The organism is Bradyrhizobium sp. Ghvi, from assembly GCF_900115265.1.
Classification (GTDB): Bacteria; Pseudomonadota; Alphaproteobacteria; order Rhizobiales; family Xanthobacteraceae; genus Bradyrhizobium.
Map to the genome: position 1 here is coordinate 708,866 of NZ_FOVU01000002.1, position 16,734 is coordinate 725,599.

At 62.9% G+C, this 16,734-nt stretch carries 16 protein-coding genes; 7 read left to right on the top strand and 9 right to left on the bottom strand.

All coding sequences use genetic code 11. The features are described from left to right. Positions 1-58: 58 nt before the first annotated feature. From BM374_RS10170 to BM374_RS10185, 4 genes are all read right to left on the bottom strand, one after another. The gene (locus BM374_RS10170; protein ID WP_092291453.1) at positions 59-934 is read right to left on the bottom strand and encodes a carbohydrate ABC transporter permease; all 876 of its coding nucleotides are present in this window, start codon (positions 932-934) and stop codon (positions 59-61) included. Between the two features lie 2 nt (positions 935-936). Beyond that, positions 937-1,884: a carbohydrate ABC transporter permease gene (locus BM374_RS10175; RefSeq protein ID WP_092291455.1), complete on the bottom strand. Its 948-nt coding sequence runs from the start codon at positions 1,882-1,884 to the stop codon at positions 937-939. A 63-nt stretch (positions 1,885-1,947) separates the two neighbouring features. Next, positions 1,948-3,261, bottom strand: coding sequence for an ABC transporter substrate-binding protein (locus tag BM374_RS10180; RefSeq protein ID WP_092291457.1), 1,314 nt, complete (start codon positions 3,259-3,261; stop codon positions 1,948-1,950). Between the two features lie 53 nt (positions 3,262-3,314). Then, positions 3,315-4,376, bottom strand: coding sequence for an ABC transporter ATP-binding protein (locus BM374_RS10185; protein ID WP_092291459.1), 1,062 nt, complete (start codon positions 4,374-4,376; stop codon positions 3,315-3,317). Positions 4,377-4,576: 200 nt separating this feature from the next. Here BM374_RS10185 and gntR point away from each other — a divergent pair, with 200 nt between their 5' ends. From gntR to BM374_RS10220, 7 genes are all read left to right on the top strand, one after another. Continuing rightward, positions 4,577-5,674: an HTH-type transcriptional regulator GntR gene (gene gntR, locus BM374_RS10190; protein ID WP_177248201.1), complete on the top strand. Its 1,098-nt coding sequence runs from the start codon at positions 4,577-4,579 to the stop codon at positions 5,672-5,674. 127 nt (positions 5,675-5,801) lie between these two features. Continuing rightward, on the top strand, positions 5,802-7,631 hold the full coding sequence (locus tag BM374_RS10195) for an IlvD/Edd family dehydratase (protein ID WP_092291461.1): 1,830 nt from the start codon (positions 5,802-5,804) through the stop codon (positions 7,629-7,631). A gap of 133 nt (positions 7,632-7,764) precedes the next feature. Next, positions 7,765-8,496, top strand: a complete 732-nt coding sequence (locus BM374_RS10200) for an SDR family oxidoreductase (protein WP_092291463.1) — start codon at positions 7,765-7,767, stop codon at positions 8,494-8,496. 16 nt (positions 8,497-8,512) lie between these two features. Continuing rightward, positions 8,513-9,259 (top strand): SDR family NAD(P)-dependent oxidoreductase, encoded by a 747-nt coding sequence (locus BM374_RS10205; RefSeq protein WP_092291465.1) that lies wholly within the window; start codon positions 8,513-8,515, stop codon positions 9,257-9,259. A 7-nt stretch (positions 9,260-9,266) separates the two neighbouring features. Next, entirely contained in the window at positions 9,267-9,659 is a 393-nt protein-coding gene (locus BM374_RS10210; RefSeq protein WP_092291467.1) for a GFA family protein, read from the top strand. Between the two features lie 121 nt (positions 9,660-9,780). Next, the gene (locus tag BM374_RS10215) at positions 9,781-10,461 is read left to right on the top strand and encodes a site-2 protease family protein (RefSeq protein WP_092291940.1); all 681 of its coding nucleotides are present in this window, start codon (positions 9,781-9,783) and stop codon (positions 10,459-10,461) included. Between the two features lie 93 nt (positions 10,462-10,554). After that, positions 10,555-10,977, top strand: coding sequence for a hypothetical protein (locus BM374_RS10220; protein WP_092291942.1), 423 nt, complete (start codon positions 10,555-10,557; stop codon positions 10,975-10,977). A gap of 12 nt (positions 10,978-10,989) precedes the next feature. On the opposite strand, the gene BM374_RS10225 is transcribed toward BM374_RS10220, so the two are convergent. The 5 genes from BM374_RS10225 to BM374_RS10245 are packed head-to-tail and all read right to left on the bottom strand — an operon-like array spanning position 10,990 to position 16,532. Further along, positions 10,990-11,778 carry a TonB family protein gene (locus BM374_RS10225; RefSeq protein WP_092291469.1) on the bottom strand — a complete coding sequence of 263 codons (789 nt, stop codon included), beginning with the start codon at positions 11,776-11,778 and terminating at the stop codon, positions 10,990-10,992. A gap of 10 nt (positions 11,779-11,788) precedes the next feature. Continuing rightward, complete coding sequence (gene exbD, locus BM374_RS10230) at positions 11,789-12,250, bottom strand: TonB system transport protein ExbD (RefSeq protein WP_092291471.1); 462 nt, start codon at positions 12,248-12,250, stop codon at positions 11,789-11,791. A 3-nt stretch (positions 12,251-12,253) separates the two neighbouring features. Continuing rightward, the gene (exbB, locus tag BM374_RS10235) at positions 12,254-13,264 is read right to left on the bottom strand and encodes a tonB-system energizer ExbB (RefSeq protein WP_092291473.1); all 1,011 of its coding nucleotides are present in this window, start codon (positions 13,262-13,264) and stop codon (positions 12,254-12,256) included. Then, positions 13,261-13,950 carry a Fe2+-dependent dioxygenase gene (locus BM374_RS10240; protein WP_092291475.1) on the bottom strand — a complete coding sequence of 230 codons (690 nt, stop codon included), beginning with the start codon at positions 13,948-13,950 and terminating at the stop codon, positions 13,261-13,263. Before BM374_RS10240 ends, exbB begins: the two co-directional genes overlap by 4 nt. Before the next feature lie 20 nt (positions 13,951-13,970). Then, positions 13,971-16,532, bottom strand: coding sequence for a TonB-dependent receptor (locus tag BM374_RS10245; protein ID WP_092291477.1), 2,562 nt, complete (start codon positions 16,530-16,532; stop codon positions 13,971-13,973). Positions 16,533-16,734 lie beyond the last annotated feature (202 nt).

The following is a 16,734-nucleotide window of genomic DNA, read 5'->3' on the forward strand; positions in this document are numbered from 1 at the left end:
TGGCCGGAACGCGCCGCTCTTGAAACGTGTTGGCGCATTCCCAGGCAGGCCCCGCTGGTCACTCCTTCACGGCGCCGGTCATCGCCGACACATAGTACTCTACGAAGAAGGAATAAAGGATAACTACGGGCACCGAGCCGGTCAGGGCCGCCGCCATCAGCGCGCCCCAATGATAGACGTCGCCATTGACGAGTTCGGTGATGGCGCCGACCGGAATGGTCTTGTTCTCCGACGAGGAGATGAAGGTCAGCGCGTAGATGAACTCGTTCCAGGACAGGGTGAAGGCGAAGATGCCGGCCGAGATCACCCCCGGGAGCGACAGCGGCAACGTGATCTTGACCAGGATCTGCAGCCGCGTCGCCCCGTCGATCAGCGCGCATTCCTCCAGCTCGTAGGGAATGGTGCGGAAATAGCCCATCAGCAGCCAGGTGCAGAACGGGATCAGGAAGGTTGGATAGGTCAGGATCAGCGCCAGATTGCCGTCGAACAGGCCGAGCTGGAACACGATCGCCGCCAGCGGAATGAACAGGATCGAGGGCGGGACGAGATAACCGAGGAAGATCGCAAGGCCGACATAGCGCGAGCCCTTGTAGCGCAGGCGCTCGATCGCGTAGGCCGCGCAGACACTGGCAAACAGCGAGATGAAGGTCGAGGACACCGAGACGATGACGGTGTTCCACATCCACAGCGGATAGTCGGTTTCGAAGAACAGCTTCTTGATGTGCTCCAGCGTCGGATGCGCGATCAAGAAAGGATTGTACTTCTCGTAATCGTACATCTCCGCATCGGGTTTGAACGTCGTCACCGCCATCCAGTAGAACGGAAACAGCAGGAAGAAGATGATCAGGCCGAGCGGGAGGTAGACCCGGAGAAACTTCCGCGGGAAGCTTTCCAGGTAATCCATTCCGACGCTTTGGTCTTCTACGGTGCTCATCGTCAGTCCCTCCCGCCCTGCTGCCAGCGAGAGCGCTGAAGCCCGAAGAAGCTGAGCAGGATCGCGGCGACCAGGAACGGGATCATCGCATTCGAGATCGCCGCGCCCTCGCCGAGATTGCCGCCGGTGATGGCGCGCTGGAACGACAGCGTCGCCATCAGATGCGTGGCGTTGATCGGCCCGCCGCGCGTGATCGTGTAGATCAGCTGGAAGTCGGTGAAGGTCATCAGCACCGAGAACGTCATCACCACAGCGATGATCGGCGACAGCATCGGCAGCGTGATATGACGGAAGCGCTGCATGTTGGTGGCGCCGTCGAGGTTTGCGGCCTCGTAGAGCGATGGCGAGATGGTCTGCAATCCCGCCAGCAACGTGATCGCGACAAAGGGCACGCCGCGCCAGATATTGGCGAGCACGACCGACCAGCGCGCATTCCAGGGATCGCCGAGGAAATCGATGTAGTGATTCAAGAGGCCCGCTTTGATCAGCACCCAGGAGATGATCGAGAACTGGCTGTCATAGATCCACCAGAAGGCGATCGCCGACAGCACGGTCGGGACCACGAAAGGCAACAGCACGATGGCGCGCATCATCGACTTGAACGGCAGCCGCTCGTTGAGCAGCAGGGCCAGGTAGAGTCCGATCGCGAACTTCACGACGCTGGCGAACACCGTGTAGAAAATGGTGTTGAACACCGACAGCCAGAACACCGAGTCCTTGGACAGCGAGACGAAGTTCTGAAAGCCGATGAAGCGGCCGACACCGCCGATCTTGGTGTCGGTCATGCCGAGCCAGAAGCCGAGCGCCAGCGGGTAAGCCAGGAACAGGATCAGGATGGCGATCGCCGGCACCATGAACATGGCACCGAGAAAATTTCGGCTTTCGAACGCCCTGCTCCACAGGCTGCTGCGCTTGACCTGCGCTGCAACGGGCTCGGCAATAACGGCCATGTCGGACTCCCCTAGAGAACGACGACGGCGGCGCCCAGCGAACTGGACGCCGCCGCACGCGAATCAGACTTGGTAGTAGCGCTTGGCGCGCTCGGCGGCGCGCTTGGCGGCTTCCTGCGGCGTGGCCGAGCCGGAAGCGGCTTCGGCGAACATGTCGACCACGACGAAGTCGCCCATGACGGCGGCCGAGGCGTAGCCGAGATCGCCGGCATAGCCGTTGTCCAGGCAGCGCTTGAGGCAGTCGCGGTACGGCGTGATCTTGGGATCGGAGGTCCAGACCGGGTTGTCGTTGTAGGCCGGGAGCGGCGGCGAGACGTAGCCGTTGGAGGCGACCTCCCAGGCGTCGTAGTTCTCCTTGTCCATCATGAACTTGATGTATTCCTTGACCGCCTTCGGATACTTCGAGTGCTTGTAGCCGTAGTAGACCAGGACGTTCTGCTGCTCGGTCGGCTTGCCCACGGGGCCGATCGGCATCGGCGCGTGGTCCATGTCCTTGGCGATCTCCTGCTGCTTGGGATCAGGGGAGTTCTTGCCGACGGTCCAGATCGAGATGCCGTTCAGGGTGAGACTGATCTCGCCGTTGAGGAAGGCCTTGTTGTTGTTCGAGTCGTTCCATGACAGCACGCCGGGGATGAACGTCGCATAGAGCTGTTTGACGTATTCCAGGGCCGCAATCGTCTCCGGAGAATCGAGCACGACCTCGTTCTTCTCGTTGACGACCTTGCCGCCGAACGCCCACAGCGCCCATTGGCACCAGCCGTTGGCGTCGCCCGTGGCATGACCGAGCGCAAAGCCCGCCGGGGTGTTGTTCTTCTTCAGCGCCTGGCAGAGCTTGAGGAAGCCGTCGGTGTCCTTGGGGAATTGGTCGAAGCCCGCAGCTTTGACGTGGCTGATGCGGTAGTTCAGGCAACCACCGGTCGCGCCTTGCGGAATCGCGATCCAGCCATTGCCCTTCTTGCCGTACTTCTCGGCAACCGGATACCAGCCGCCATACTGGGCCCCGAGATATTGGGCGACGTCGGTGACGTCGATCAGCTTTTCCGGGAACTTGTGAGGGTCGTCGAGCGTGCCGATGATGAGGTCGGGACCGGCGCCGACATTGGCAGCGACCGCCGCCTTGGGACGGATGTCCTCCCAGCTCTCGGCTTCCAGCTTCACCTTGACGCCGGTCTTCTCGGAGAACTTCTTGGTCTGCTCGGCGAACTTATCGAACTCGGCCTGGATGAACTGCTTCCAGCGCAGCACGCGGATGGAGGCATTCGGCTCCGGCGTGTTGGTCCACTCCGCAGCCCGGACCGGGACGATGCCCGGGCCAGCCAGCAAGGCTGCGCCGCCCAGGCCGGCTTTAAGCACACTGCGCCTGTCGAAATCGCTCATCGTTCTCTCCCTGAATTTTATTGTAATTGGCCGTCTAAAGTTAAATCACGCAGCTACATGCGTTTACCTGTCGCCTCGTCAAACAGATGAACGACCGACGGGTCGGGCTTCAGCCGCACCTTGTCGCCCGGGTTGAACTGGTGACGCTCGCGGAATACCGCGACGACCTGCTCACCGCCGACCTTGGCGAACACCTGCGTCTCCGAGCCGGTCGGCTCGACCACGACGATCTCGGCCTCGGCGCCGTCATCGGCAATGGTGAAATGCTCGGGCCGCACGCCGTAGACCGCGGGGCGGCCGTCGGAGCCCGCCGGCGCGGATTTGAGCGGCAGCTTGACGCCGTTCGGACCCTCGAAGGTCGCAACGCCATTCACCCGCACGTGCCCTTTGAGGAAATTCATCGCTGGCGAGCCGATGAAACCGGCGACGAACTGGTTCTCCGGCTTGTCGTAGAGCTCGAGCGGTGTGCCCATCTGCTCGACGATGCCGTCATGCATCACCACGATCTTGTCGGCCATGGTCATGGCCTCGATCTGGTCATGCGTGACGTAGACGGTCGTGGTTTTGAGCCGCTGGTGCAGTTCCTTGATCTCGGTGCGCATGGCGACGCGCAGCTTGGCATCGAGGTTCGACAAGGGCTCGTCGAACAGGAACACCTGGGGATCGCGCACGATGGCGCGGCCCATGGCAACGCGCTGGCGCTGGCCGCCGGAGAGCTGTCGCGGATAGCGATCGAGCAGCGGCGACAGCGCGAGGATCTCGGCCGCGCGCTTGACACGCTTGTTGATCTCGTCGGAGCCGGCATTCCGCAGCTTCAGCGAGAAGCCCATGTTCTCGGCGACCGTCATGTGCGGATAGAGCGCGTAGTTCTGGAACACCATCGCAATGTCCCGCTCCTTCGGCTGGACATTGTTGACGACGCGGTCGCCGATCGAGATCGTGCCGGAGGTGATGTTCTCAAGGCCCGCGAGCATGCGCAGAAGCGTCGACTTGCCGCAGCCGGAGGGGCCGACCAGGACGACGAACTGACCGTCCTCGATCGGGATCGACACGCCGTGCAGGACTTCAAAATTGCCGAACGATTTCCGCACGTCGCGGATTTGCACAGACGACATCTAGCTCCCTCCTTCGACTTAGACGGCGCAGCGCCGCCACCGTCTTGTTTTTTCTGAACTTCGCCGATCCGAAGCCCCTTTTAACGGGCAACATTGTCGGCAGTTTGTGCGGGTTTGGCAATTTGGTCTTTGGTTAGTCGTTGCTGGTAGCGCTGTCAACGTTCCTTTGTTTGCGGGAGTGACTGTGTTAAGAGCAACAAATGGGACGAAAGCGCACCAAGTCTGGCAAGATTCGGCTGGCGGAAGTCGCCGAGCTCGCCGGCGTCAGCCCGATCACGGCGTCCCGCTTCTTCCGTAATCCCGAGGCGCTGTCGGTCGCCAAGCGGACGCGGGTCGAAAGTGCGGCCCGGGAGCTCGGCTATGTGCCCAATCTTGCGGCACGCGCGCTGGCTTCGCAGCGCACCGAGGTGATCGGTGTCTTGATTCCATCACTGACCAACAACGTGTTCTCCGATGTGCTGCGCGGCATCTATGACGCCTCCGAAGGCAGCCGCTACTCGATCCAGCTATCCAACACACGTTACAGTGTTCTCCAGGAGGAGAAGCTGCTGCGCCTGTTTCTGGCGCAGAAGCCGGCGGGACTGATCGTCACGGGCATCGACCAGACCGCGGAATCGCGCGCGATGCTGGAGGCGGCCGACTGTCCGATCGTCCAGATCATGGAGATCGGGCCCAACCCCGTCGACATGATGATCGGCTTTTCCCATTATGATGCGGCCCGCGCAGCGATTGCGCATCTGTTCGAGCAAGGTCATCGCAGGGTCGGCTTCGTCGGCGCACGCATGGACCCACGGGTGCAGCGCCGGCTCGACGGCTATGTCGCAGCCATGAAGGAGGCGGATCTCTACGATCAAAGACTGATCGTGACGACGGCGACGCCGACTTCGGTGACGCTCGGCTGCGCGCTGTTCGCCGATCTGATCGCGCGCGAGAGCGATATCGATGCGGTGTTCTGCGCCAATGACGACCTCGCGCTCGGCGTTCTCTTCGAGTGCCGGCGCCGGGAGATCGCCGTCCCCGAGCAGATCGCGATTGTCGGCTTCAACGATCTCGAATTCATGGCCTCCTCGGTGCCGACGCTGACGAGCGTGCGGACCAACCGTTACGAGATGGGCAGCACGGCTGCCGCGATGCTGATCGAGGCGATCGACGGCAAGCGCCCGGAGCAGCCCGTGCTCGATCTCGGCTTTGCCGTGATCGAGCGACAGAGTTCGCAGACGCCGCGGCCCGCCGCCGGCCCGCGCGCAGGCGAATGGTCGTCGGTCGCACAAAATGATAGCGTTACCAACGACCCATGAGTAGTATCGCAATTGTGAGGAAACGTTCGCCAGCAGGCGGGCCGTTGTTACCTGCTCGCGCTGCCGGGCAGCGCACCGATCGACGTCCCGGACGTCGGCCCGTGCGTTTGCATTGAAGGAGAATCCAATGACAAAAAAGCCAACCAATGGGCATGCGCCCGCCGGCAATGGCACCCGCCGCCACCTTCGCTCGCAGGAATGGTTCAACAACCCGCACAATCCGGGCATGACTGCGCTCTACATGGAGCGCTATCTGAACTTCGGCCTCACCCGCGCCGAACTGCAGTCCGGCAAGCCGATCATCGGCATCGCCCAGACCGGTAACGACCTCTCTCCGTGCAACCGCCATCACCTCGAGCTGGCCCACCGCGTCCGCGAGGGCATCCGCGAGGCCGGCGGCATTGCGATGGAATTCCCAACCCACCCGATCCAGGAGACCGGCAAGCGCCCAACCGCAGCACTCGACCGCAACCTTGCCTATCTCGGCCTCGTCGAGGTGCTCTATGGCTATCCACTCGACGGCGTGGTGCTGACCACCGGCTGCGACAAGACCACGCCGGCCTGCATGATGGCGGCCGCGACCGTCAATCTGCCCGCGATCGTGCTGTCGGGCGGCCCGATGCTCAACGGCTGGCACAACGGCGAGCGCACCGGCTCCGGCACCATCGTGTGGAAGTCGCGCGAGCGGCTCGCCGCCGGCGAAATCGACTATGAAGAGTTCATGGAGATCGTGGCCTCCTCGGCCCCCTCCGTCGGCCATTGCAACACCATGGGCACGGCCTCGACCATGAACGGGCTTGCCGAAGCCCTCGGCTTCTCGCTGCCGGGCTGCGCGGCCATCCCCGCGCCCTACCGCGAACGCGGCCAGATCGCTTACGAGACGGGAAAACGCATCGTCGAGATGGTGTGGGAGGACCTCAAGCCGTCAGACATCCTGACCCGCAAGGCGTTCGAGAACTGCATCGTCATCAACTCGGCGATCGGCGGCTCGACCAACGCGCCGATCCACATCAACGCGCTCGCCCGCCATATCGGCGTGGAGCTCACGATCGAGGACTGGCAGAAATTCGGCCATGACGTGCCGCTGCTCGTCAACATGCAGCCGGCCGGCTTCTATCTCGGCGAGGAATTCCACCGCGCCGGCGGCGTGCCGGCAGTGGTGCGCGAACTGATGAAGCACAAGCGCATCCATGAGGACGCGGTCACGGTGAACGGCCGGGGCATCGGCGAGAACTGCAAGAATGCGCCCGCCCCCGACAACGACGTGATCTGGGCTTACGACAAGCCCCTGGTGAAAGACGCCGGCTTCCTGGTGCTGAAGGGCAATCTGTTCGATTCGGCGATCATGAAGACCAGCGTGATCTCCAAGGAATTCCGCGACCGCTATTTGAGCAATCCGAAGGACCTCAACGCCTTCGAGGGCCGTGCCATCGTATTCGAGGGTCCGGAGGACTATCACGCGCGGATCGACGATGCCTCGCTCGACATCGACGAGCGCTGCGTGCTGTTCATCCGCGGCACCGGACCGATCGGCTACCCCGGCGGCGCCGAGGTCGTGAACATGCAGCCGCCGGCGGCCCTGATCAAGCGCGGCATCCTGTCCCTGCCCTGCATCGGCGACGGCCGCCAGTCCGGCACCTCGGGCTCGCCCTCGATCCTGAACGCCTCGCCGGAAGCCGCCGCCAATGGTGGGCTCGCCGTGCTCAAGACCGGCGACAAGGTCCGCATCGACCTCAACAAGGGCAGCGCTAACATCCTGATCTCGGACGAGGAGCTGAAAAAGCGCCACGCCGAGCTCAAGGCCGCCGGCGGCTTCAAGCATCCGCCGAACCAGACCCCGTGGCAGGAGATCTATCGCAACACCGTTGGCCAGCAGTCGACCGGCGGGTGCATCGAGCTTGCCACGCGCTACCAGAACGTCGCTTCCGCGTTTGGCGTGCCGCGGGACAATCACTAGCACTGTCATTCCGGGGCGCGACGCAGTCGCGAGCCCGGAATCCATCAAGCCACCGACTTCACCGCACAATGGATTCCTGGCTCGCGCCGAGAGGCGCGCCCCGGAATGACCGATTCAAAGGGAGAACAAGAAAATGGCAGACCGACTCAAGGGCAAGCGCGCCGTCATCACGGCTGCAGCCGCGGGCATCGGCCGCGCCTGCGCCCTCGCATTTGCGCGTGAAGGTGCGACCGTCATCGCAACCGACATCAACGAGGCCGGGATCGCCGGTCTGACCAAGGAAGGCATCGCCGAGGTCGCAAAGCTCGATGTCCGCAACACCGCCGACGTCAATGCCTTTGCCAAGCGCGTCGGCAAGATCGACATCCTGCTCAATGCGGCCGGCTTCGTGCACCACGGCACCATCCTGGAATGCTCGGAGGAGGATTTCGATTTCTCGTTCGACCTCAATGTCAAGTCGATGCACCGGACCATCAAGGCCTTCCTTCCCGACATGATCGCGGGTGGCGGCGGCAGCATCGTCAACATCTCCTCGTGCGCCGCGCTGCGACCGCCGGCAAACCGTTACGTCTACAGCTCCTCGAAGGCCGCGGTGTCGCTGCTGACGCGCGCGGTCGCGCTCGACTTCATCACCAAGGGCATCCGTTGCAACTCGATCTGCCCCGGCACCGTCGAGACCCCCTCGATGCTCGACCGCGCCGCCGCGCAAGGGCCGCAAGGCAAGGAGATGTTCATCTCCCGCCAGAAAATGGGCCGGCTCGGCACCGCCGACGAGATCGCAGCCATGGCGGTCTATCTCGGCAGCGACGAGAGCGCCTTCACCACCGGCGTCGACCTCGTTGTCGACGGCGGCTACATGCTCTGACGCCACGGGCCCCGGCATGAACCAGATCGATCTCAACGGCCGCGTTGCCGTCGTCACCGGCGGCGCGCAGGGCTTTGGCCGCGCCATCACCGAGCGCTTCGTCGCCTCCGGCGCCAAGGTCGCGATCTGGGATTTCGATGCCGCGCTGGCCGAGAAGACCGCCAAGGAAATTGGCGACAACACCAAAGTCTTCAACGTCGACGTCACTGACAGCGCCGGCGTCGAAGAGGCGCGCGATGCGACTTTGGCCGCGTTCGGCAAGATCGACATCCTCGTCAACAATGCCGGTATCGCCGGCATCAACAAGCCGGTCTGGGAAACCGATCTCGAGGAATGGCGCAAGGTGCTGCGCATCAACCTCGACGGCCCCTTCATCGTCTGCAAGGCGATCGTGCCTGTGATGCTCAAGCAGAAATACGGGCGCATCGTGAACATCGCCTCGATCGCCGGCAAGGAAGGCAATCCGAACGCCGCGCACTATTCGGCCTCCAAGGCCGGCCTGATCGCGCTGACGAAGTCGCTCGGCAAGGAGCTCGCTGCGCACGACATTCTCGTCAATGCGGTGACGCCGGCAGCGGCAAAAACCGCGATCTTCGACCAGATGACGCAGCAGCATATCGATTTCATGCTGTCGAAAATCCCGAAGGCGCGGTTCGTGCTGGTGGAAGAGCTCGCCGCGATGGCAGCCTGGCTTGCATCCGAGGACTGCGCGTTCTCGACCGGTGCGGTGTTCGACATCTCCGGCGGGCGCGCAACCTATTGAGACAGCCATGATCCGGGAAGGCGGATGCCTGTGCGGCGCGGTGCGGTTCAAGGCGGAGGGCGAGCCGCTGAACGTGCGCATCTGTCATTGCCGCATCTGCCAGAAGGCAATGGGGTCACCCTACTTCGCCCGCGCCCAATTCGACCAGAAAGCGCTGACCGTCACGGGCGACACCGGCCGCTATGCCTCGTCCGAAAACATCGACCGCGTGTTCTGCAAGACCTGCGGCACGCGGCTGTTTGCCTGGCGGCGCAACGGCACCCTGGCCGGCGTGGCGCTCGCGACCTTCGACGACCGCAACGCCTTCGCGCCGACCGAGCACATCTGGGTCTCGGAAAAGCTCGCCTGGTTGAAGCTCGACGATGGACTGACGCAATACGAGTCGGCGATTCCGGCGTGAGGTCGATTATTTGCAGCGTGGCATTTCGGGACCGGCCACCCTATGTTGATCTGAAGCGTTGCTGCACCGCCAGATTGGCCAGGTCGTCTGCAAGGCGACAGGCAAAATCGGAACGCGCGACGTGAACATTTCCTTCTATGATCTTTCGGTGTGGGTGCTGCCATTGGTGCTCGCCATCACCTTCCACGAGGCCGCGCACGGCTTCGTCGCGCACCGGCTCGGCGACAACACCGCCTGGCAGCTCGGCCGCGTCAGCTTCAACCCTGTCAGGCACATCGATCCGTTCGGCACTCTGATCCTGCCGGCGATGCTGCTGTTTGCGCATTCACCGTTCCTGTTCGGCTACGCCAAGCCCGTGCCGGTGAATTTTCGTAACCTCAACAATCCGAAGCTGGACATGGTCTGGGTCGCCCTGGCCGGTCCCATCACCAACATCCTGCTGGCGCTGGTCGCTGGCCTTGCCCTCCACGCTTTGCCGTTGGCGCCGGCAGGTTCAGCGCAATGGATTTTTGACAATCTCAAGAATGCGCTGCTGATCAACGCCGTGCTGGCGGTCTTCAACATGATGCCGATTCCGCCGCTCGACGGCGGGCGCGTCGCGGTCGGGCTGTTGCCGCGACCCCTCGCCTTGCCGCTGGCGCGGCTCGAGCCGTTCGGCATGATAATTCTGATCGGTCTTCTGATCCTGCTGCCGCTCGCTGGTTCCCAGTTCGGTCTAAATCTTGATGTTATTTCAGCAATACTGCGGACGTTGACCGGTTATGTGATTCAAGCTGTTCTCTTCGTGACCGGCAACGCGTAGTTGAAGGTACAGTGCCGATAACCTGTACTTTGAGATCCTGCACTTGAAGACAACGCCGAAGGGCTAGAGGCCAACTTGGTCAAAGCTGCCGATATGCTGATCGCGCGACGCGCCGACACCCGTGCCCGCGCTGATTTCGCCACCTGGAAGATGATGGCCAAGCTGAATGGCTTGTCGGCGCTGCCTCCGGATGCACAGGGCTTCCTCGACGGCTACAAGAAGCTGCTCGAGCGGATGAGCGAGGGGGAGGCCTCCGAGGCGACGATCGCCGAAGTCTACAAGTCCTACTATCTGGAGATGGGCGGCGCCGGGAACCCGCCCGACGTCCGCAGCCGGCCGGCCGAACCCACGAGGGATAATGTTACCGCTTTCCGCCGCCCGGCGCCCAAACCGAAGAAGACTGCCATGTTCGGGACGACCACGTTTGGCGGAACCCAGAAACGCCCCCTGCCGGTCGCGCTGATCTTCGCCTGCCTGGTGGTGGTCTACGTCGGGATCAAGTTCTACTGGGGCTGACAGGCCGGGCGGTTATTTCGGCTTCTTGAAATTCACCGGCAGGCTGAAGGCGAACTGATCCTCCTTCAGCCCGGCCGGCGGGGCAGGCACGGGATCCGAGCGGCGCACCATCGAGATGGCCGCCTCGTCGAACACGGGATCGCCCGAGGACTCCGCCACATCGACAGAGACGACATTGCCGCGGCGGTTGAGAACCAGGCTGAGTTTGACCGTCGTCGTCTTGCTCTTGTCCTTGGGATAGCGCTTATGAATCTCGAAATAGGCGCTGATGCGCTTGCCCCATTCAGCCGTCAGCTTGCGAACGTCCTTGCCGATGCCCTGATGCGGAGCAGCGGCTTTCTCATCCTCGCGCGCGTTCTCGTCCAAGGCCTGCCGCGCCGATTCCTGCGCGTTCGGCATTTCCTCGACAGCCTGGGTTTCGACCTTGGCCACCTTGGTGGTGTCCTCGACCGGCTTCTTGGAGTCGTTCTCGGTGACGAGGCGGTCGGGGTCTTCGGCTTCCTGAGGTGTTTCCTTCGGCAGGTCGGTCTCTTTCACCTCGGCCTGCTGCTGCGTCTGCTGCGGCTGGTACTGCGAGGCTTCGCTGTCCGGGCCAGCCGGCAGGTCCGTCTCGGGGAGTTTTGGCGAGGTCATTTCGACGGCGTATTCCGCCCCGTTGGCGCCAAGGCCATCGTCGCCGTCATCGGTGCGGAGGTTGGCAAGCGCCAGCGCAGCCCCGCCGAGATGCAGGCCGATTGCGGCAATAGCGGCCAGGATCCACAGCCGCCGGGATGGTTTCGGGTCGATTACAGGGTCGGACATCGCGCCGCCGTCAGGGTTGGACCGCCCCTTGCGCCGGGCCAGCCGCCGCAGGAGGTGCTTCCAGCGCCACCAGCTTGATCCGAGAATAGCCGCCGGCCCGCAGAATTTCCATGACGCCCATCAACTCGCCGTAAGGCACGGCCTTGTCGGCGCGCAGGAACACGTATTTGTCCTTGCTCATGTCGGCGACGGCGTCGAGCGAGCTGACGAGGTCGGTCCGCTTGACTGCGTTTTCGCCGATTGCCAGCGTCAAGTCGGGCTTGATGCTGACATAGGTCGGCTTGTCCGGCTTCTTCTGCGGCGTCGCGCTCGACGTCGGCAGGTCGATCGGCAGATCGACTGTCGACAACGGAGCTGCGACCATGAAGATGATTAGCAGCACCAGGATGACGTCGATGAACGGCGTGACGTTGATGTCATGCGTCTCGGAGAAATCGTCGTCGTCATCATTGTCCGTGAGCGAGACTGCCATGGCCTACTCCGCCGCGCGCGAATGCGCGCTGCCGTGGCTACGATCGAGATCGCGCGACAACAGCCGCGCCGCTGCGCCCGAGGCGCGGCTGACGAGCTCGAGATAGCCCTTCGTCACGCGCGAGAAGTGATTGTAGATGATGACGGCGGGGATGGCGGCGACGAGTCCGATGGCGGTGGCGAGCAGCGCCTCGGCGATGCCGGGCGCGACCACAGCAAGATTCGTCGTCTGCGACTTCGAGATACCGATAAAGCTGTTCATGATGCCCCACACCGTGCCGAATAGGCCGACGAAGGGCGACGTCGAGCCGATGGTCGCGAGGAAGCCCATGCCGATGCGGATGCGGCGCTGCTCGGCGCGCACAATCTCGGCGAAGCTGGACGCCGCACGCTCCTTGATGCCGCTGTCGCTGGACAGGCCGGCCGACATCCGCGCCTCGCGCAGCGCTGCCGTCAGGAAGGACGGCAGGATGCCCTCCTTGGTGCCGAGCGCCATCTGGGCTTCGGCGAGCGAGCGAACGTCCGCGATTTTCTTTAGCGCCGACCGAAGCTTGGCGGAAGCGAACGACAGCTCGATCGATTTCGCAATGAAGACCGTCCAGGTCACGAGCGAAGCAAAAGCCAGCCCGATCATCACCGCCTTCACGATGACGTCGGCCGACATGAACATCACCCAGGGCGACAGTTCCTTCATGGCCGGCGCGATGCCGGCCTTTGGCGCAGCGCTGCCCGCCTCTGATACCGGAGCCACGGCAGCCTCGGTCGCGGGCCTGCTGGGCGCCGCGGCCACGGGCGCAGCCGCCGCGGGTGCCGCAGTCGTCGGCGCAGGCGCTGCAATCGGAGCTGGCGGGGTGGTGACGGCGGCAGCCGGCTGTGCCGGCACGGGGGCTGGTGCCGCGGCAGGCCGAGCCGGCGCCGGCTGGGTTTGTGTCTGGGCAGAAACGGGAACCGCGAGCCAGGTGGCCGTCAGCAGCACGGCGGCAGCGAGGCTTGCTTGGAAAGATGTCAGCTTCATACGTCGGCCCAGGTGCGAATGAGGTTGTGATAGATACCCGTCAATTTGACCGTTTCGGGATCGTCACGCCCGAGACGTGCCACCAGCGCCTGAATGGCGGTGTCGAGGTCGAAGATCATGCTGCGGGCTTGATCGTCCCGTATCATGCTCTGGAGCCAGAAGAAAGACGCAACCCGCGCCCCCCTTGTCACCGGCGTGACCAGATGCAGGCTGGTCGAGGGATAAAGCACGCAGTCCCCGGCTGGCAACTTGACTTCGTGCGAACCGTAGGTGTCCTCGATCACAAGTTCGCCACCGTCATAGTCCTCGGGCTCGCTGAGGAACAGCGTGACCGACAGATCGGTGCGGATGCGAAGGCCGGTCAGGCGGTCGCCGCGGATGGCGTTATCGACGTGCAGGCCGAAATGGTGGCCGCTGCTGGCCGCATAGCGGTTGAACAGCGGCGGAAAGATCTGGAGCGGGATTGCGGCCGCCAAAAATCGCGGGTTCGCCGTCAGCGCCGAGATGATGCGGTTGCCGAGCTTGCGCGCGACCTCGCTGTCCGGCGGCAATTGTTCATTGCGCTTGACCATGGCTGACTGCGCGCCCGCCGTGGAACGGCCGTCTTCCCATTCGCTAGCGTCCATGATGCGGCGGAATTCCGCCACATCATCCTTGCTCAGGACGCCTTCAATACATGTCAGCATGGCACCTCGTCATGTCTCCGTCAGTAGCGCGCGGACAGAACCAGATAGGCGGCGCGGCCTGGTGCTTCCAGCACGAAGGGCGCCGCGCTCTGGTACAGCGCGTCGTAGTAGCGCTTGTCGAAGATGTTGTTGACGAACAGCTTCAACTGCCAGTTCTTGTTGATCTTCGCTTCCGCGAACGCGTCGAACCGCCAATAGCTCGGAATCGACGTGCCCTGGTTGGCCGCGAGCAAAGTGCCGCCGTAGATCTTCGAACGGTATACCGCCTGCCCGCCCAGCTCCCACGTGTCGTTGAGCTGGTATTTCGAAAGCAGGCTAAAGGACTGGTGCGCGATATTCGCGAGAGGCCGGCCCACATTGGACGCGTAGAGTGTGCTGTTCGCCGGCGGCGCCAGCGACTTCGTCACCTCGGACTGCATCAGCACGAGACCGCCGAAAACGCTCCACTTGTCCGTGATCTTGCCGCCGACGCCGAGATCGATGCCACGGACGCGGTAGGCTGCGCCAGCAGTAATACAAGAGACGGTCGTTGCAGGCGCCACGGGAGCGTAGGTGCAGCCAAGCGCGGCAGCTGCGGCCGTGCTGCCGACGTTCTGCGCCTCACGCGCGTTTTCCTTCGTCGTCTGGAACAGCGCTGCGGTCAAGAGCAGGTGACGATCGAACAACTCCCACTTGGTGCCGAGTTCGATGGCCTTGTTCTTCTCGGGACCGAAGATCTGGTTGTTGCCGCCGGCAAGATTCGGGTTGATGCCGCCGTAGGCCGTGCTGGTGCCATCGAACTCCGAGCCAACCGGGTTCGCCGAGGTCGCGTAGGCGACATAGACGCTGCCGTTGGGCAGCGGCTTCAACGTCAGGCCGAGATTGTAATCCGGAACCAGGAATTCAGCGGACTGCTGGCCGAAGGCGCCAGCCGCCGTGTAAGCCGACGTCTTGACGCTGTAATTGTCGTAGCGGAAGCCACCATTCAGGATGAGGACGTCGCGATAGTTCGCGCTGTCCATCACATAGCCGCTGACGGTCTCAATTCCGATCTTGGTCGGCCTGCCGGTGAGACCTCCCGGAACCGGGAACGGATTGTCGGTGGCTTGCGGATAAAAGACGCTGACGCCGGATGTCGATCCCGACCCGGTGAAAGGCGTCGTCCCGGTCGTGATCTCCGAGCCAAGCCCTGTGTAACTGTCGATCGACGATCGCTCGTTGTCGTATTCAATGCCTGCAAGCAGCGTGTGCTTAAAGCCGGCATAGTCGTCGAACTTGTAGGTCGCTTCCGTCTGATTGGCGAACACATCGGTGGCCTGATAGCGGCTCTGCGGGTTTGCACTTACCGTGTAAGCCGTGAACGGAGCGCCAGCTGCCAGCGTCGGGGATTCCGGCAGTGTGCCGATGTAGTTCTGCGTCGAATGCGATTCACGGATCTTGTTGGTGAGCAGCAGATCGGGAGTGATCTGGACTTCCGCATTGATCGTGCCGATGTCCTGGCCTGTCCTGTAGAAGTCGCGGTTGACGAAGCCATAGAAATTGGTTCGGTTGACGCCGAAATCCGGGAACGGACCGCCTGCTGTCGAGGCCGTGCTCGGCCGATAATACGGCACGCCGAAATCGGGAATACCCGTCAGCTCGGTGTGGATATAATTGCCTGATATCTTGATCGCATCGGTCGGTTTCCAGGTCGTGGCGACGAACGCGCCATCGCGATTGTCCTTGACCCGGGCCCGCCCTGCCACGTCGGCATCCTGGAACAGGCCGCCAGCACGAACGGCGAGCGTGGGATTGATCACCTGGTTGACATCGAGCGTGACACGTTTGGTCTGGTCCGTGCCAAACGTGGTGTCCATGTTGTAGAAGCTCTTCTCCGTCGCGGCCTGCTTGGTGACAATATTGATGGCCCCACCGGCCGTGCCGCGGCCCGCGAAAGATGATGCGGGACCGCGCAAGATCTCCACCTGCTCGGTGAAGAAGTTCTCGCGCACGCTGACGCCGGAATCGCGCACCCCGTCGATGAAGACGTCGTTGCGGGCGTCGAAACCGCGGATGAAGAAGCGGTCACCGAAGGCGTTACCGCCCTCGCCCGTGCCGAGCGTCACGCCGGCCGTGCTGAGAATGGCCTGCTTCAGCGTCGTGGCGCCCTTGTCCTCGAGTACTTCCTTGCTGAGCACTGTGATCGATTTCGGCGTGTCGACCAGCTTCTCAGGGAATTTGCCACCGGCCTGGACGTGATCGACCTTGTAGGGCGCGGCGGGGTCCGCATAGGGATTGCGATCGGCCGCAGGCGCGCTGGCAGGCTCTACCGGCGTCTGCGTGGCCTGTTGACGTTGCTGCGCGGCGCGACGCAGCGCATTGCGGGCACGGATCTGGTCCGGCGTCGGCTTCGCAGCAGCGGAGCGCAGCCGCTCTTTCGGCGCGTCGACGTTCACGGCGGGCAGATTCGTTTGCTGCGCCTGTGCTCCGCTCGAGACGGACGCGACTGCAATCAAGCTTGCGACTGTGGAAACAGTCTTGCCGGCCGCGCCATCGAAATTGCCGACCAATGCTTGACGTGCCGCGATCGACCGCAACGACCGCGGAGCCCTTGTCATACCCATCCTACGCCCCATTCCATTTCTGCAGTTTGTCGCAATGTGAGAATGCAACACGCTGCTCGTATCGAGCGAAGCAATGAGGGTCAACGCAGTCGCGGCAATAGCGACCTTGAATCCATCCAGATCAAAACGATTCTAAACCCGAGTTTGTAAGCGTTCTAATCTGCAGTTCTGCGCGTAGACTTCATGGTCCGGTTCTTGTCGA

What these genes read in the sequence shown, in the direction of transcription:
- BM374_RS10170 (WP_092291453.1), bottom strand. Translation starts at nt 934, where the DNA reads ATGAGCACCGTAGAAGACCAAAGCGTCGGAATGGATTACCTGGAAAGC.
- BM374_RS10175 (WP_092291455.1), bottom strand. Translation starts at nt 1,884, where the DNA reads ATGGCCGTTATTGCCGAGCCCGTTGCAGCGCAGGTCAAGCGCAGCAGC.
- BM374_RS10180 (WP_092291457.1), bottom strand. Translation starts at nt 3,261, where the DNA reads ATGAGCGATTTCGACAGGCGCAGTGTGCTTAAAGCCGGCCTGGGCGGC.
- BM374_RS10185 (WP_092291459.1), bottom strand. Translation starts at nt 4,376, where the DNA reads ATGTCGTCTGTGCAAATCCGCGACGTGCGGAAATCGTTCGGCAATTTT.
- gntR (WP_177248201.1), top strand. Translation starts at nt 4,577, where the DNA reads ATGGGACGAAAGCGCACCAAGTCTGGCAAGATTCGGCTGGCGGAAGTC.
- BM374_RS10195 (WP_092291461.1), top strand. Translation starts at nt 5,802, where the DNA reads ATGACAAAAAAGCCAACCAATGGGCATGCGCCCGCCGGCAATGGCACC.
- BM374_RS10200 (WP_092291463.1), top strand. Translation starts at nt 7,765, where the DNA reads ATGGCAGACCGACTCAAGGGCAAGCGCGCCGTCATCACGGCTGCAGCC.
- BM374_RS10205 (WP_092291465.1), top strand. Translation starts at nt 8,513, where the DNA reads ATGAACCAGATCGATCTCAACGGCCGCGTTGCCGTCGTCACCGGCGGC.
- BM374_RS10210 (WP_092291467.1), top strand. Translation starts at nt 9,267, where the DNA reads ATGATCCGGGAAGGCGGATGCCTGTGCGGCGCGGTGCGGTTCAAGGCG.
- BM374_RS10220 (WP_092291942.1), top strand. Translation starts at nt 10,555, where the DNA reads ATGCTGATCGCGCGACGCGCCGACACCCGTGCCCGCGCTGATTTCGCC.
- BM374_RS10225 (WP_092291469.1), bottom strand. Translation starts at nt 11,778, where the DNA reads ATGTCCGACCCTGTAATCGACCCGAAACCATCCCGGCGGCTGTGGATC.
- exbD (WP_092291471.1), bottom strand. Translation starts at nt 12,250, where the DNA reads ATGGCAGTCTCGCTCACGGACAATGATGACGACGACGATTTCTCCGAG.
- exbB (WP_092291473.1), bottom strand. Translation starts at nt 13,264, where the DNA reads ATGAAGCTGACATCTTTCCAAGCAAGCCTCGCTGCCGCCGTGCTGCTG.
- BM374_RS10240 (WP_092291475.1), bottom strand. Translation starts at nt 13,950, where the DNA reads ATGCTGACATGTATTGAAGGCGTCCTGAGCAAGGATGATGTGGCGGAA.
- BM374_RS10245 (WP_092291477.1), bottom strand. Translation starts at nt 16,532, where the DNA reads ATGGGTATGACAAGGGCTCCGCGGTCGTTGCGGTCGATCGCGGCACGT.